This window comes from Inquilinus limosus MP06 (genome assembly GCF_000767795.1).
GTDB lineage: Bacteria > Pseudomonadota > Alphaproteobacteria > DSM-16000 > Inquilinaceae > Inquilinus > Inquilinus limosus_E.
The window spans coordinates 1-13,730 of sequence record NZ_JANX01000014.1; the positions used below are offsets into that span (position 1 = coordinate 1).

General features: G+C 65.2%; 16 protein-coding genes. 1 reads left to right on the forward strand and 15 read right to left on the reverse strand.

All coding sequences use genetic code 11. The annotated features are described in order from the left end of the window. Window positions 1–167 precede the first annotated feature (167 nt). Genes P409_RS02710 through P409_RS02750 form a run of 11 tightly spaced genes read right to left on the reverse strand, consistent with a single transcriptional unit; the run spans window position 168 to window position 5,988 of the window. A complete protein-coding gene (locus P409_RS02710; protein WP_202964528.1) occupies window positions 168–587 on the reverse strand; it encodes a DUF1799 domain-containing protein in 420 nt (139 codons plus the stop codon). After that, entirely contained in the window at window positions 551–883 is a 333-nt protein-coding gene (locus P409_RS02715) for a hypothetical protein (protein WP_034831520.1), read from the reverse strand. Before P409_RS02715 ends, P409_RS02710 begins: the two co-directional genes overlap by 37 nt. Window positions 884–895: 12 nt before the next feature. Beyond that, window positions 896–1,834: a hypothetical protein gene (locus tag P409_RS02720; protein ID WP_034831521.1), complete on the reverse strand. Its 939-nt coding sequence runs from the start codon at window positions 1,832–1,834 to the stop codon at window positions 896–898. 3 nt (window positions 1,835–1,837) lie between these two features. Next, a complete protein-coding gene (locus P409_RS38650) occupies window positions 1,838–2,014 on the reverse strand; it encodes a hypothetical protein (RefSeq protein WP_161790329.1) in 177 nt (58 codons plus the stop codon). After that, the gene (locus tag P409_RS02725; RefSeq protein WP_034831522.1) at window positions 2,011–2,451 is read right to left on the reverse strand and encodes a phage tail terminator protein; all 441 of its coding nucleotides are present in this window, start codon (window positions 2,449–2,451) and stop codon (window positions 2,011–2,013) included. The genes P409_RS38650 and P409_RS02725 overlap by 4 nt, the downstream gene beginning before the upstream one ends. After that, on the reverse strand, window positions 2,448–2,945 hold the full coding sequence (locus tag P409_RS02730) for a phage virion morphogenesis protein (protein WP_052119947.1): 498 nt from the start codon (window positions 2,943–2,945) through the stop codon (window positions 2,448–2,450). Before P409_RS02730 ends, P409_RS02725 begins: the two co-directional genes overlap by 4 nt. Next, window positions 2,942–3,373 (reverse strand): gp436 family protein, encoded by a 432-nt coding sequence (locus tag P409_RS02735; RefSeq protein WP_034831523.1) that lies wholly within the window; start codon window positions 3,371–3,373, stop codon window positions 2,942–2,944. Before P409_RS02735 ends, P409_RS02730 begins: the two co-directional genes overlap by 4 nt. Further along, entirely contained in the window at window positions 3,370–3,543 is a 174-nt protein-coding gene (locus P409_RS38655; RefSeq protein WP_161790330.1) for a hypothetical protein, read from the reverse strand. The genes P409_RS02735 and P409_RS38655 overlap by 4 nt, the downstream gene beginning before the upstream one ends. Further along, window positions 3,543–4,481 carry a major capsid protein gene (locus tag P409_RS02740; RefSeq protein ID WP_034831524.1) on the reverse strand — a complete coding sequence of 313 codons (939 nt, stop codon included), beginning with the start codon at window positions 4,479–4,481 and terminating at the stop codon, window positions 3,543–3,545. Before P409_RS02740 ends, P409_RS38655 begins: the two co-directional genes overlap by 1 nt. 18 nt (window positions 4,482–4,499) lie before the next feature. Beyond that, window positions 4,500–4,862 carry a hypothetical protein gene (locus P409_RS02745; protein ID WP_034831525.1) on the reverse strand — a complete coding sequence of 121 codons (363 nt, stop codon included), beginning with the start codon at window positions 4,860–4,862 and terminating at the stop codon, window positions 4,500–4,502. After that, window positions 4,855–5,988: a hypothetical protein gene (locus P409_RS02750; RefSeq protein ID WP_052119948.1), complete on the reverse strand. Its 1,134-nt coding sequence runs from the start codon at window positions 5,986–5,988 to the stop codon at window positions 4,855–4,857. The genes P409_RS02745 and P409_RS02750 overlap by 8 nt, the downstream gene beginning before the upstream one ends. A gap of 320 nt (window positions 5,989–6,308) precedes the next feature. Here P409_RS02750 and P409_RS36835 point away from each other — a divergent pair, with 320 nt between their 5' ends. Beyond that, the gene (locus tag P409_RS36835) at window positions 6,309–8,696 is read left to right on the forward strand and encodes a hypothetical protein (protein WP_161790331.1); all 2,388 of its coding nucleotides are present in this window, start codon (window positions 6,309–6,311) and stop codon (window positions 8,694–8,696) included. A gap of 114 nt (window positions 8,697–8,810) precedes the next feature. Here the strand turns inward: P409_RS36835 and P409_RS02755 are convergent, their stop codons facing one another. Genes P409_RS02755 through P409_RS02770 form a run of 4 tightly spaced genes read right to left on the reverse strand, consistent with a single transcriptional unit; the run spans window position 8,811 to window position 13,728 of the window. Further along, window positions 8,811–10,055 carry a PBECR2 nuclease fold domain-containing protein gene (locus tag P409_RS02755; protein ID WP_034831526.1) on the reverse strand — a complete coding sequence of 415 codons (1,245 nt, stop codon included), beginning with the start codon at window positions 10,053–10,055 and terminating at the stop codon, window positions 8,811–8,813. Continuing rightward, window positions 10,045–11,577 carry a DUF935 domain-containing protein gene (locus P409_RS02760; protein ID WP_052119949.1) on the reverse strand — a complete coding sequence of 511 codons (1,533 nt, stop codon included), beginning with the start codon at window positions 11,575–11,577 and terminating at the stop codon, window positions 10,045–10,047. The genes P409_RS02755 and P409_RS02760 overlap by 11 nt, the downstream gene beginning before the upstream one ends. After that, on the reverse strand, window positions 11,574–13,223 hold the full coding sequence (gene terL, locus P409_RS02765) for a phage terminase large subunit (RefSeq protein WP_052119950.1): 1,650 nt from the start codon (window positions 13,221–13,223) through the stop codon (window positions 11,574–11,576). The genes P409_RS02760 and terL overlap by 4 nt, the downstream gene beginning before the upstream one ends. A gap of 4 nt (window positions 13,224–13,227) precedes the next feature. After that, window positions 13,228–13,728 carry a DUF1804 family protein gene (locus tag P409_RS02770; RefSeq protein ID WP_034831527.1) on the reverse strand — a complete coding sequence of 167 codons (501 nt, stop codon included), beginning with the start codon at window positions 13,726–13,728 and terminating at the stop codon, window positions 13,228–13,230. Window positions 13,729–13,730 lie beyond the last annotated feature (2 nt).

Below are 13,730 nucleotides of genomic sequence, written 5' to 3' on the forward strand. Positions count from 1 at the left end.
TGTGTCGGCCGCCGCGGCCTGGGCCGCGTCGCCGACCTGGTCGATCGCCGCCGCCGCGCCGCTGGCAGGCGCCGCCTTGCCGATCGCCTGGACGCGGGTCTCGACCTGCTGAAGCCGCTTTTCGGCCTCAGCAGAATCGACGTCGATCCGCATCGCGATCTTGAGGGTCATCGGCGGTTCAGTTCCTCGATCGCCGCGCCTTCCATGACCTGGAGGGCGGCCCAAAGTTCAGGGGTGAGATCGACCGCGGCCAAGGCGAGGCCGGCGCGCGCGCCGGCATAGTCGAGGCCGAGATAGATGAGGCGGCCCGGTCCTAGGCCCCCGGGTACCGCGTCGGTGCGCCATTGGGTGCAGACGGCGGACCAGGCGCAGACGGCGGTCCAGTTCTCGGGGAAGACGCCGAAATCGCCGGTCGAGAGGAGACCGAGGCGTCGCTTCGCCTCCGCGATTTCGGCCTCGGTGGCGCCGAGCCGCCGGAGATCCTTGATGGCCTCCGGCTCGCCCTCGGCCGAGCTGGGCTTTCCACGCGCCCATCGCTGGGCCGCCTCGGTCAGTTTCCCTTGCGGGCCTTGTCGATGCCGTCCCAATAGGTGTCGACCAGGCCGCGCCGGGCGATCGGGTGGTTGAGCACCTGGTCGCGCAGGGTGTCGTTGTAGGGCAGCGGCTTTCCAGACTCGTCGGTGATATCGGACAGATCCACGATGATCCGCTGAAGGAACCGCGTGGTGTCCTCGGCCTTCATTAGGTCGAAGCCGTTGATCTCGTCGACCGTCAGCAGGTTGTACGTCGCGAAGAAGGACGAATCCGTATAGTTGCCGCCCATGGTCGGCATGCGGATCTCGACCTTCTTCTTGAATGTCGGATTGGCCTCGACTTTGAACATTCGTGTGTCGCCTTACTTAAGGGTGATGGTGAACTGATCGTTGCCGGCGGTCGGGAGCGGCGTCAGGGACAGCGGCCACTCCACGATCTTCTGGTTGTTCTGGTAGCCGGTCAGCCGCTTGACCTGGCACGTGGGGCAGTCGATCTCGGTGATGAAGCCAGGGTTGGTGCCGTGCTGCATGAGGAACGGCACCTTGCGGCGCTCGATCGCGGCGTCGAACGGGTCGAAGACGTCCAGCTCCATCGCCTCGACAACAGAGGCGATGGACTCGCCCCGATCCACGATCGGGATGGACTCCGATCCGACCAGGAACCGCCCCTGGACGTCGCAGCCGAGATCGAGGTTGGTCGAACGCATCACCATAGTGATGCCGTCGATCTTGTAGACCGGCGTGTTGACTGACGTCGCCAGCTGAGGATCCTTGAAGCCGGCGAAGCTGATGCCCGCCGGCGGCGCCTGCTTGGTCGGCTTGCGCCAGAGACCGGTCAGCGTCACCCGAAGTTTGGGGATCTTCTGCGCCTCGACCTGCACCACGGCGGTGCCGCGCGTGCCGATCAGCGCATGCTTGGTGCTTTCGATGAAGAAATGCACCGTCACCGCCTCATGCAAGCGGCTGACCGGGTGATACTCGACGCTGGTCCCGGCGGTGATGACCTCGGCCAGGCCGCAGGCCCGAGCGATCGGGCTCCAGGCCGGTGCGGTGCCGGCGGTGCCCGACCCGACCAGCTCGACGCTGAAGGTCAGGATCGCGTGCAGACCGGCGGGCAGCTCCTCGTCCGCCCCGAGCCAGGGCATTTCGAGGTTGCGGGCCTCGTCGGTGCCCTCCATCGGCCTAAACTCGACGTCCGTCACGAGCATGGCGTCCGCCGCGGTGGGGGCGGCATCGGTGCCGTAGGCGGTCTCGGTCTTGATCAGGAGAGCCTTACTCTCCCAACGCAGCGGCTCGGCCATGGATCAGCCTTTCGGGTTGGTCTTGGAGGTGTCCGCCGGAGCGTCGGGCGCCGCGGTGGTCTTGGCCGGGGACTGCGGCGCGGGAGCCGGCGCCTCCTTGCGCGGTTCGGTGAAGGCGACGCGCTGCAGCGTGCCGTCCGGCTTGCGGACGAAGCTGCCGCCCGTCTTGGGGATGCTCATGGAGTGACCCTCAGCAGTTGCGACATGGAAAAATCGACCTGGTAGAAGGCGGTGCCTGCGTTGAGGCCGAGAAGGGCGCCGCGCTCGGCCGCGAACGGCCCCCAGGCGCCCGGCGCCTTCCACCCGGCAACGGCCCGAAGGACCAGGTCTTCGAGCTGGTCGACCTCGGGGATGCTGGCCTCGCCGGTGGCGTCGCCGGCGAACTCGACCACCAGGATGATGGCTAGGCGCCGGACCAGCTCCTGACTGTGCAGGCCGGTGGCGGACGTCGGCGGCCCGGCGCGGAAGCCGAGCGGCACGACGAATGCAGCGGTGCCGCCCTGGGGCAGGGAGCCGGCCTTGATCAGCGCCTCCAACTCACCCGCCCGCCCGATCCGGCCAGCCAGGCTCGGGATCGTCTCCGCGAGCCGCGCCATGACCTGGTCGACAACGGTCATGGCTGCCCCTCGGCCACGGCGAGCCAGTCCTCGGCCTGGGCGACGATCTCGGCCGTGTCGTCATCGTCGATCCCGAGATAGGGCCGTGCCGGGATGGTCACCGACGACGCGAAGCGCCAGCCCAGGTCGCCCGGCAGCTTGAAATGCAGCGCGCCCGCGGCTTTCGGGACGACGGTTCCGCCCAGCTGATGGATGCGGGCATACTCGGCGTCGCTACCCCACTCGACACCCTGGTTGTCGGCGACATGGGTGAGGCTTCCAAACAGCCGATTCGACAGGCGCAGGGTGTTGCCTCCTTCGATAAGGACGCGGAGGGGCTTGGGCCAGGGGCTGCCGTCCGGCGCCTGCTCGCGTTCGAACCGCATCTGGGTCGACACCACCATCGCGGCGCCGATGTTGTCGTAGAGGCCGCGCGCGTTCGTCATGCGCTCGGACACCCGGCCCAAGGCCGCCCGGACGACGGCGCTGTCGACATGCAGCGAAACGCCGGTCATCGGACGAAGTCCCGCAGGACCGCGTCGGTGAAGACCCGTGGCGAACTGGTCGAGACGCTACCGGAACCGCCGCTGCGCTCGGGCTCGATGCCGGCGAGGTCGAGGCGCTGCCGGCCGGCCGCGATGTCCTGTAGCGTCTTGATCGCGTCCCGGTAGTCGGCCGTGATCTTCTCGTCCGGCGCCTTGCGGTGGAGCTTGTAGATCGCGACGGACTCGGCCGTGTGGACCAGCAGCTTGGGCACCGAGGCGATCGGCAGCCGATACCGCGCGGCCAGGTAGCCGTCGATCGTCGCGTCGGCATCGGCGAGGGCATCCTCGACCGCTGCGACGTCGATCTGTCCGGTGGCCGGCTGGCCGCGGTCGGTCAACTGCACCAGCAGCTTGGTCCCGTACCGCGTCTCGAGGCCGGCCTGGGTGGCGTAGGTCACTTCGCCTTGCCCTTCCGGCCGGCATCGGCGGGAGCCGGGCCGACCCGATCGCCCAGGAGGATGGCGTCCTCCTCGGGCAGCTCGGGCAGCTGGTCGCCGATCTCGTAGCGGTGGCCGCGATACTTGATGGCGACCAGGGCGACGTGGCGTTGCGGGGTGATCTCGGCCATCAGCTGACAGCGTCCTGGATCAGGTAGCCGGCATACCCGGCGATCACCAGCTCGCGGACGCTCTCGCCCATCCGGACCCGCTCGCCGCCGCGGAGCCCGATGTCGGCATCGGGGCGCGAGCCCGCGACCTTGTCGCCCCACTGCGCAGTGGCCGCGAAGGTGAAGTCCGGGGCGCGGAACGAGAAGTTGCGGTTGCGGTAGATGAACGAGGCGTGGTTGCCCCAGACCTGCGACAGCGCGGCTGGCTGGCCCTTGCGGGCCGTGTTCAGCCGCGACTGGCCGACGATGATGTCTTCCAGCTCCAGCAGGTCGGCCACCGCCCGGCGCGTGGCCACCGCCTCGTCGCCGGAGTTGGCGTTGATCGCCTTCGCGATCTTCGGATGCCGCCGCAGCTTGGACCAGACCTTCTGGCCAAGGACGCCAATGTTCGGCCGCACCAGGCAGGCGTCGAGTCCGACGAGGATGTCATCGACCGGGTCGCTGCTCGGATCGTCCCAGCGGTCGGCCGCGGTGGCGAGCTGGATCTTGTTGCCGGCCGGATAGACGGCCGGGTTGAACAGCAGCCGGGCCGCGCGGACCTCGCGGCCGAGGGCGATGTAGTCCGTCAGCCGCTCGGTCGCATGGGTCCGCGGGTCGTAGCCCACGGTGGCGCCGATATCGATGTCCTCCTGTGGGATCGGGTCCTCCAGGCCGTGATCATCGACCGATCCTTCGCGCTCCTCGGCCCGGAACTCGATCTCGTTGGTCCGGCCGGTGCGGCCGACCTTGGTGTCGGTGACGTTGAAGCTCTCGTCGACCGGGTATTCCCACCACTTGAACAGCCGCGACGGCACGGTCGCGCGCGGCAGCACCTGGTCGGCGATGTACGCCTGGTTGCGGTAGCCCACCGCCACGGCGGAGAGCTTCGCGTCGACTGGAAACGGCGCCTGAATGGCCATAGGACCTCTCTTGGGGGGTTAGGCGGCGACGCCGCGATCGAGGAGAACGGAGCCGATGTCGCCGAGGACGCCGGTGGCCATCGCCTTGCCGATGATCCGGTTGCCGGAGGCGGCGACCACCGCCCGGCCCTGGGCGTCGGCAGTCAGGTCATCGTTCCGGGTGACGGGGCCGCCGTACTCGACCTCGGCGATGCCTGTCAGGACGATGTCACAGGACACGCCCGCGGCGCTGGCGCCGAGCATGTCGACCACGCCCAGCGACTTGTCGGCCGGCGCGGTCGCCAGGGCGACGGTGTCGTCGTCGGCGCCGAACTTGACGATGCGGTAGCCTTCGAAGGCGGCGGCGGCGAAGAAGGTCTTCACCAGACCATGGTTACGCACGGCGGGCCTCCCCGTTGGTGGTGACGTGATCGACCGCAGCCGCGAAGCTGACGGCGTCGCCCAGGGCGGCCCGGTCGGCCTGGTACTTCCTGGCCCGATCGGCGATCTGCTGGGCGTTCTCCTCGGCCGGTCGGCCGCCGGCCTCGGCCACCTCGCCAAACGCGACGGTGGGCGCCAGGCGGGAGAGGAACCGGCGGAAATAGCCGGCCGGTGTCTCCTTCTCGGCGCCATCGCCGGCGGCGAAGGCGACCGTCTCGCTGTCGTCCAGATGGGCCAAGAAGGCAGCGACCTCCGCCTTGTGGCCGGCCGGAACCCGGTTCTGGGCGACCAGAATGTCGATGAAGGCCGCGTCGGCCGCCTTGCGGCGCTCGGCATCCTGGGCGGCGAAGGCGGCGATCTGCCGATCCTTGTCCTGGCTCTCCTGGCGCAGCCGTTCCAGCTCCGCCTTGTCCGCATCGGACATCGGGGTCTCCGTGATGGTGGTGGTGTCGGTGGTGGGGGCGGCCGGCGCCGCGTAGGCGACCCGGCTTGCTGCAGGGTCATCGGACTTGGCCGCCTCCTCTGCGAGGAACTCCAAGTCCCAGGTCGGGATCACCTGGTCGGCCCTCTCCAGCCCTTCCTTCCCGATCATCCAATCCCGGATGCGGCGGAGGATGCTGGCGATGGTGCGCTCGGCCCAGGCGAACTCGACGGTGTCGGCCTCGTCCTCGGCGGCGAACCGCACTGGCGGCAGCCCTTCGACGGCCGGCGGGTGGGCGCCGAGGAAACCAACATGCTTGAGGTACCATGTGCCGGGGACCGGGTTGCCCTTGGCCTCGGGACGGTAGAAGCAAGCCGAGACATTCTCATACCGGCCGTCATTAACGAGCTGGGCGAAGGTGGCCTCGACCCGCTCCGGCACCACCCGCAGAGTGCCGCCAGAGGCTTCGACCTTGCCGACCCAGCCCCAGGCCGGATCTTCCATCTTGGGGTGGCCGATGACGAGCGGTGCCGGCCGGACGGCCGGGTCATAGGCAGCGGCCGACGCCGCCAGATCCGCCGCCGTGATCGTGACGCGGGCGCCGCTGGCATCCGTGCGGGTGCCGGCGCGGAAGGCGTCAAAGGGGTTGAGTGGGGCGTTGGGCAAAGGAACCTCGATCGGTGCGGGATCGAGGTCTGTGATAGGATGCGGCGCCGCCTGCGAATTGACCCGACGCCGTTGGGTCAGAGCCACCCTTCATCGCGGGGTCAGGCTGTCACCGCGCACCGAGCCTGTCCATCATCACTTAGCGTCGTCGCTAACGGGGGGCTAACGGCCCACCAGCGGCTCATCGCGGTTAGAGGGTGGTGTAGTTGCCCCACTGGATGACACCGCTCCTAGCGGGCACTATAGGACGTTCGAGTCGCGACGGCTTTCTACGGTCGGCGGGGGAGTCAAAGAAATTGCCATCACGCACGATATTTAGGGTGTTTGTCGCATCGCCGGGTGACGTTGATGCGGAGCGGAAGGCGGTCAACAGAGCGGTCGAGAAGGTAAACAGGCTAGTAGGAGAGCACCTAGAAATACAGATAGACGTGTGGGGCTGGGAGAAAGCTGGGCCTGGCTACACGCGCCCACAGTCCAAGATCAATGAGCGCCTGAACCAGAGCGACCTATTTCTAGGGATCCTTTGGCAACGCTGGGGAAGTCCTCCAGGCGGGTCAGATGGATATACATCGGGATTTGAAGAAGAATTTGAACTATTTAAAGCCCGGCGCGAGAAGGATGAAAATCTTGATTTATGGCTATATATCAAAGATCCGACAAAATCCGGAATAAAAGATCTGCCTCAATTGCAAAAAGTGCTTGATTTCAAGCGAAAAGTTGAGGGCTCTCAGATTATATTTTATAACAGATTTAGCAAGACAGCAGAATTTGAAGCCGCTCTGGAAGCTCATCTTGCCGAACTGCTATTTGCACGTAAGAAGGCGCCGATAGATGGAGCGCAAGGTCAGTCTCAGTTGCTCCTTCCGAGCGCCGCTCCGGACCGTGAAGCCGAAGCGTCAAGCTCCGCCGCGACCATTGGCGATGGCCTCACCTACGGTCCGTCTATGGAAGCGAGGGCACTGCTACTTCGCGTCGGTGACTTGATAGATCGAGGCGTTCTCGATCGCAGCGACGCCGAGCAGGTCCAGCCATCGGATGCGAGCAGATTCATGCTCCTTGGCGAAACTGTATTCTCTCACTCGTTCCATTCAATCGTCCTTCAGATCAATAAGATGCATTGGATCTACGGGAACCGGGAATCGTTCATTCCAAGTTCGGCCGAATGGAGAATGTTGGTTAGGTCGGGCGTCGCCGACGAAGTGGCGCCGGTCTGGTATTGGCTGCAGCGGCTAAACCAAGAGGAGTGCTTCAAGTATTTTTTCGGCATCGCTACAACTGATACCGAAGAGGTCCGCGCTGGGGCGGTGTGGCGCCTAAGAAGATATAGAGCTTCTCTCGACCCAGAGCAGATACAGTTATTGCTAAAATTTGCCGCAACCACGCGCAGTGTACGATTGCAGCGAGAGACTATTCTCTATGTTGCGGACCATGGATCTGATGAGCATCTTCCAATGCTTGAGACAATGAACTTGTTCAATAACTATGAGATAGCAAGCGCGATAAATCGTGCCAAAACACTTGTTCTGCTTCGTTCTGGTAGCCAGAAATTTGCGGAGGCGGTCTTGGATTTTTCCTTCACGCCCGTCCTGGAGAATGTCCCAGGCGTACATTTGTCAATAACCGCAGAGTCGGCGGCATCCTTATTAAAACATAGATCCGCCGAAGTCCGATATGAAGCTGCATTTATTTTGGATTATCACGGAAAGATGAGCGATGAAATTGCCAATCAGCTCACCAATGATCCGGATCTTGACGTACGATCTCTGGGATATTTGTTTCTAATCGAAAGGGGCATGAGATTTCCCGTAGATCATCTGGAGAAGGCTCTGAAGGTACAAACCACCTCTCTAATCACTCCATCCCGGAAGATGACTTTCGGCGACGTTGTCAGGAGCATGTTCTTAAAGATGCCTTTCTCCGAAGTTGAAGCAGAAATTGATTTTATCACCGACGTGGGCGCAATAGCATATGGTGTCCTGGCAGAAAGACATGACGTTGATTATTTTTCAGTAATGTTGAAAGATTTAGATTCAGATTTCGAAAGACTGAAGGATCGCGCTTTGGCTGATCTAGCTTCTGTGCAAAGTACGAGTGCGCGCGACTTCCATCACAAACTCAAGGAAGGTGTATACGACAATTTTCTCAAGAACCGATTCCGATTGGTTGCAGTTAGTGCAATAGCACTTCGTGGCGACCAATCTCACGTCAGATATCTTCGGGCCTTCGTCAAATCAGATGATCGGGAGCTCGCTTGCGCTGCTGGGGTCGCGATCGGACCTCTGGGCGATGAATCGGACATTCCGGCATTGATTGCAGCGGCTTCGAGCACTTGGAGTCAATCGGACATTGACAAACTCGCGGCAGTGATTGTTCGTCTGTCGAAAAAACCTGCTTTAATTATAGCAGCAGAATCGATATCCGTGAAACTCCGGGCAGCCATAGCGAAGATAATTCATCCCTGGAGCTACAAAGACGTACGAGATCATTGGATTGATCTCTTGAGATCTTCTGATTCTGATTTGCGTGTCTCCGTCGCCCGCAACATAGCTCGAATCATTCCGAAGTCAGAAGTCGTCACTATCCTAAATCGATATCTCAGTGAAGGATATTATTGGTTTGATGTCACTTCTATTTTGGATGAGTTGATTTATTCTTCCGCGAAACATTTACCTCTGCCGAACGGCGGATTGAATGAGCGCTCTCGCTGAGGTAATAGGAGCCCACGCGATGTCGCGCTATATTAATTTGCTGCCACGGCTGAGCCGCACCGCCCGGCATCGTTAAGGCGTGGGGCAGGCCGGGGGGCGGGTTCCCGGCCATAGTTATGGGCGCTGGTGCAGCAGCACGCCCGTGCGCTGGCGATCGAGATATGAGACCGTGTCTGGAGGGAACGCCGTTGCGCCGCTCCACCCCTGGTCCATCCAGCCAAAGGTCGCGATGCCACCCTTCCGGCCGTCCATGTCGAACCGCCGAATGTAGCGCCGGCGCAGCCGCCATCGCGGCGCAGCGCCTTTCGGGGCGATGTTCTGCCAGTCGGCCCAGATCTCATCGGGATCGAGAATGGCCATCGCCAGGGCCAGGATCTGTCGGTGGCGATCAAACTTGGTCACCTTCAGCTCGCCGCGGCTGTCGCGGAACAGCTCGTCCGAAAGGGTGATCCGCGATCCGCTTGGATCGCGCCAGACAACGGGCCGGCCTATGTCGGCGCCGAACGGCCGCAAGAAGGCCCGGACATACTCCTCCTCCCCTAGGCCGTCCTGCATTGACGCCACACCAGGGTCTCGCGGCGACGGCATTGGTGGAGGTGGAGACGCTGGAGCGGATACGTTTGGTGGCGGCAGCGGCTTGCGCAGCTCAGGCGGGGTAACGCCGCGCAGCCAGGAGTCGCCGGGGTTGTACCCGAAGCCGGTGTCGATGCCCTTGGGCGTCCAAACCGTCTCGATCGAGCCGTCCGGCGCGCGGACCTCGCGCGGTTCCATCTCGACCGCAGGCGGCTCCAGGGTGACCTTCAGGCCGAAGCGCTTGAGGTCGCGCTCCGACAGGCTCTGGGCATGGCACCGGCAATTCCAGCCGTTGGGCGGCCAATGGGTTTTCCACCAGGCGTGGTCGATCGGCAGGATGATGTCGTGCCAGGCGTAATGCTCCGGCCTGGTGCGCGCATCGTGGACATCGACATAGCGGGCATAGGGCCTGGTGGCCTTCAGCCGCTGGGCCTGCTGCCACCGGCCGGAGCTGTAGGCCATCCGGGTGTTCATCTCGAAGATGAGCCGGCTGCGCCAGTTCCGGCTGCCGTGATAGGCCCAGCCATGCTGCGCGACGATCCGATCGAAGTCCCCGCGGAAGGTCTCCAGCGTGCCGCCGGCCGAGATCGCGCGGTCCAGGGCCGCCCGGAAGTCGGACAGCAGCGCATCCGAGGTGGCTCCGGCGACGGTGAACGCGCGGGTGTGCGCCTGGTGCATCAGGTCCGACCAGCTGTTGGTCGGCAGGTTCACCTTGCTGCGGAAGTAGTCGATCGCCTCCGTGAAGTGGACCGGCGTCGCCGAGACCGGGACGGCTTCACCGGCCATCGAGCTGGTCGCCCATGCCGGTCAGCGCCGAAAGCGCCAAGCTGTCGCGCAGCAGCTCGGCCAGGCCGTCGATCGGCATGGTCGACTCCATCCGCGCCAGGCGCGCGGCGAACTGCACCGGGGTCTCGCGAAGGCGAATGGATTTGTCCAGCTCGGCCTTGATCGCGTCGATCATCTGGTCCAGCGCCGGGCCGGCTGCCTCCTCGACCTGGTCAACCAGATCGTCAGCGGGGTCGCGCTCGGCCGGAGCGGCGAAGGCGGCCGGCTGTGGCGTGGCGCCCGGCGCTGGCGCGATCTGGGGCTCGGGCCGGCCGACGAAGAACCACCGGCCCTTGGCCTGGTCGACAAACTCGGCCTTCGGGTCTTCAGGCTCATAGCCGGCCCGCCGCATCTTCTCGACATAGTCCACCGCCGCAACCCGCGCATCGGTCTCGGCCTTGTCGGTCTCCGCGTTCTCCTTGCGGTTCTCCGGCCGGGGGCGCCAGACGGTCGGCGGCGCCGCGTCCGGATAATTCGCCTCGGCCAGCCAAGTCAGCAGCTGGCCGTTCAGCGTGGCGGACAGCTCGTCGCAGTCGCCGTCGCAGAGATCCTCGCGGACCTCGTTGTGGGTCTGGCTGGCCGCCCGGCTGCCGGCCTGGCCGACATTGGTCGAGAGGGTCTCGCCGAGCACGGCCTCCGAGACCTGTTCGTCCAGGTAGCGGCAGAAGCCTTCATAGGTGTTGACGCCGGCGCCTTTAGCCGCGTCCAGCAGCTCGATCAGCGTGCCCTCGGGCACGGCAATGGCGCCGTCCTGGCCCAGGCCGATGAGCGCTTTGAGCAGCTCGCGGGGATCTTCACCGGGGCCGGCGGTGCCCTTGATGAAGGGCATGCCGAACCGCTCGCAGAACTTCGCCCAGAATTGGAGGCTATTTCGTTTGAAGTAGATCGGCCAAAACAAGCGATGGCCCAGGCCGAGGCCGTAGGGATCGAAGCTCGTGCCGAACCGGTGCACCAGGAACTTGCGCGGCGGCAGCGCGACGCCGTCGAGCTGGTTTTCCGGGGTCAGGAGCCGCAGCTCCCAATCCCGGTTGAACACGAAGCGGCGCGGGTCGCGGGCCTTGGCCTCGACCGGCACGGCAAAGCCGTCCCGCATCTGCCAGATCAGCTCGGAGACGGCGTAGCCCTTCAGCTGGGCGTCCAGCAGGTCCAGGCACAGCTTGTCGAAGGACAGGCCCCATTCACCGTCGAGGACGCGCTCCGCCAGCTTGGCCGCCTGCTTGTCGGCCCGCCGCGGCCCGCCCGGCGTCACCGACCATTCGCGAGCCACCACCGCCCGCTTGCGCTTGTCCAGCACGGCGCCGGCGCGCGGATCGCGCGCCAGATCCTCGTACAGCTTGAGGCCCTTGCCGACGCTGCGCTGGGCCAGGATGTCATCCTGCGGCCGGAGGGTGTCGCCCCAGCCGAGGATGGTGATGTCCAGCTTCGCGGTCGCGATCTCGCGGCTGCGAGTGACGGCCGGCGCCGTGGCGGGGGTGTCGGTCATGGCTGCTGGAATCCGTTGTGGATCTGCTCGTACGGCATTGGCCGCGGGCCGGCGCGCTGGATGCCAGCCGTCATGCGCATGCGCTTGAGGGCCAGGACCCAAAGCATTTCGAGGGCGTCCGGCCCGTCGTCATGATCGGCCTTGGGATAGTGGCGCAGCTGGTCGAGCAGCACCGTCTGGGACGGGTGGAACCGGATCAGGCCGTTGGCGACATGCGGCTGCAGGCTTTCGATGCGCAGCGCCTTGTCGGACTTGGTCACCACCGGCAAGGCCGGCACCGGGATGCTGCGTTGGGCGGATCGCCGGACCAGCTCGGTGCGGAAGAACTCCTGGAACTGGACAGCCTCGACCGCCCACGCCAGGCACCTGTATTCGCGCTGCAGGGCGATGACGTCTTCGATGATCTTGTCCGGCAGCCGCCGGGCGATCCGGGCCTCGACCACGTCGAGGATGCCGGTCTCCCGATTGAGGCCGCCGACCAGGAGGGCGGATGGGTCGCGCCCCCGATTCTGCTTGCCCAGGGACGGGTCGCAGGCGCCGAACATCATCCAATGCCCGAGGCGGTTGACCCAGAACGTCACCTTGCCGAACAGCGCGTCCTCGCTGCTGACCGGGTCGTTCTGATACTCGCAATCGAACGGGCCGACCTTGATGCGGACCCGGATCTTCATCAGCTTGACGAAGGGCTGGACGGTCGGCCACAGCACCTCGGCGCCGGCGTCCATCAGCTCCCGGTTCTCGGCATAGAAGGCGTCCGCCGCCGCCTCGCCGTCGTTGCGAAGAACCTCCTCCCACCGTTCCCACAGGTCCATCCGGTCGGGCCAGCGTCCGATTGCGCGGAACACCGTGGCCCGCCACAGCGGGTTCCGCAGCTTGCGCGCCAGCACCGCGTCGTAGTGCAGGATGGTGCCGACATAGATGATGTCCATGGAGCCGTCCGGCGGCCCCAGCGGCTCGACGGCCTTGTCGATCCAGGCTTCGAGCTTGTCGCGCTGCTCCGGGCTGCGGACATTCTCGTCGTTCTCCAGATCGTCCAGCCAGCACAGATCCGGCCGGTAGGCCCCGTGGCGCACGCCGCGGAGGCGCTTGCCGCTGCCGAACGCCTGCACCTTGACCTGGTTACGGGTGACGATGACGCCGACCTGCCACACCCGGCCCTGGCCCACCGCATCGGGGAAGTCCTGCGCCAGGCGCGGATTGACCTCCAGCTCGACCTTGATCCCTTCGAGGATGGCGGCGGCCTGGTCGCTGGCGTCCGACATCACCACGGGGAAGCGCTTGTACCCATGAACGATGCACCAGAGGATGAACATCTGGCCGTGCGTCGTCTTGGCGTTGCCGCGCGGCGCCGCGATGGCCTCGCGCGCGCCGGCCGTCTTCGCCGGGTTGTGGATCAGGCCCGGCAGCGTGGCATAGAGCCAAGTGTGGAAGCCGCTGGCCGCGCTGGTGACGTAGTGCGGGAAGTAGGTGGCGCAGAAGTAGTCGAAATCGACCGCTGCCCGCTTCTTGCGCTCCCGCTGTGCCACGGGGTCGGGGCTGAAGCCCTGGACCTTGTTATCGATCTCCTGGCGGATCTCGGCGGACAGCGCCGCCATCGCCGCCAGGAAGTCGGCTTGCTTCGCTTGCTTGGAGGCGGACTTCGCCATCGCCTCACCCGTAGCGCTCGGCAACGTGGCCTGCGAACGGCTCCAGCACCTCGGCCAGGGCCTCGGCGTGCTGCGGGAACTTCTCGCGCACGAACACCGCCAGCAGCTGCAGCAGCTCGGTGGCGACGGCGTAGCGGCCGAGATCCGGGGCCGCCTTGGCCACGGCCGCCATCGTCTTGTGGAAGGCGTCGGACAGGCGGCTGATGGCCTCGGCCTTGTCCAGCGCCGGGATGTCGGCCGACTCCTTCAGCTGCTCCATCGTGACCTGGTGCACGGTCAGGTAGTCGGCCAGCACGATCTGGGCGATCATCCCGGCGCCGGAGGTGGACAGGGCCGCGGCGCCGCGCGCCTTGTCCCAATCGTCGCCGATGGCTGCGGCCAGGCTCTTCCATCGCCGGACGGTCGCCACTGCAACGTCGTGCTTGGCCGCGGCCTGCTCCAGCGACAGGCGCTCGTAGATGTAGGAGCCGCGGACGGCGGTCTTGATCTCCTGGGCGTGGGCCATGC

Coding starts and splice junctions, on each gene's coding strand:
- P409_RS02715 (WP_034831520.1), bottom strand. CDS start 883: ATGTTCAAAGTCGAGGCCAATCCGACATTCAAGAAGAAGGTCGAGATC.
- P409_RS02720 (WP_034831521.1), bottom strand. CDS start 1,834: ATGGCCGAGCCGCTGCGTTGGGAGAGTAAGGCTCTCCTGATCAAGACC.
- P409_RS38650 (WP_161790329.1), bottom strand. CDS start 2,014: ATGAGCATCCCCAAGACGGGCGGCAGCTTCGTCCGCAAGCCGGACGGC.
- P409_RS02725 (WP_034831522.1), bottom strand. CDS start 2,451: ATGACCGTTGTCGACCAGGTCATGGCGCGGCTCGCGGAGACGATCCCG.
- P409_RS02730 (WP_052119947.1), bottom strand. CDS start 2,945: ATGACCGGCGTTTCGCTGCATGTCGACAGCGCCGTCGTCCGGGCGGCC.
- P409_RS38655 (WP_161790330.1), bottom strand. CDS start 3,543: ATGGCCGAGATCACCCCGCAACGCCACGTCGCCCTGGTCGCCATCAAG.
- P409_RS02740 (WP_034831524.1), bottom strand. CDS start 4,481: ATGGCCATTCAGGCGCCGTTTCCAGTCGACGCGAAGCTCTCCGCCGTG.
- P409_RS02755 (WP_034831526.1), bottom strand. CDS start 10,055: ATGGCCGGTGAAGCCGTCCCGGTCTCGGCGACGCCGGTCCACTTCACG.
- P409_RS02760 (WP_052119949.1), bottom strand. CDS start 11,577: ATGACCGACACCCCCGCCACGGCGCCGGCCGTCACTCGCAGCCGCGAG.
- terL (WP_052119950.1), bottom strand. CDS start 13,223: ATGGCGAAGTCCGCCTCCAAGCAAGCGAAGCAAGCCGACTTCCTGGCG.
- P409_RS02770 (WP_034831527.1), bottom strand. CDS start 13,728: ATGGCCCACGCCCAGGAGATCAAGACCGCCGTCCGCGGCTCCTACATC.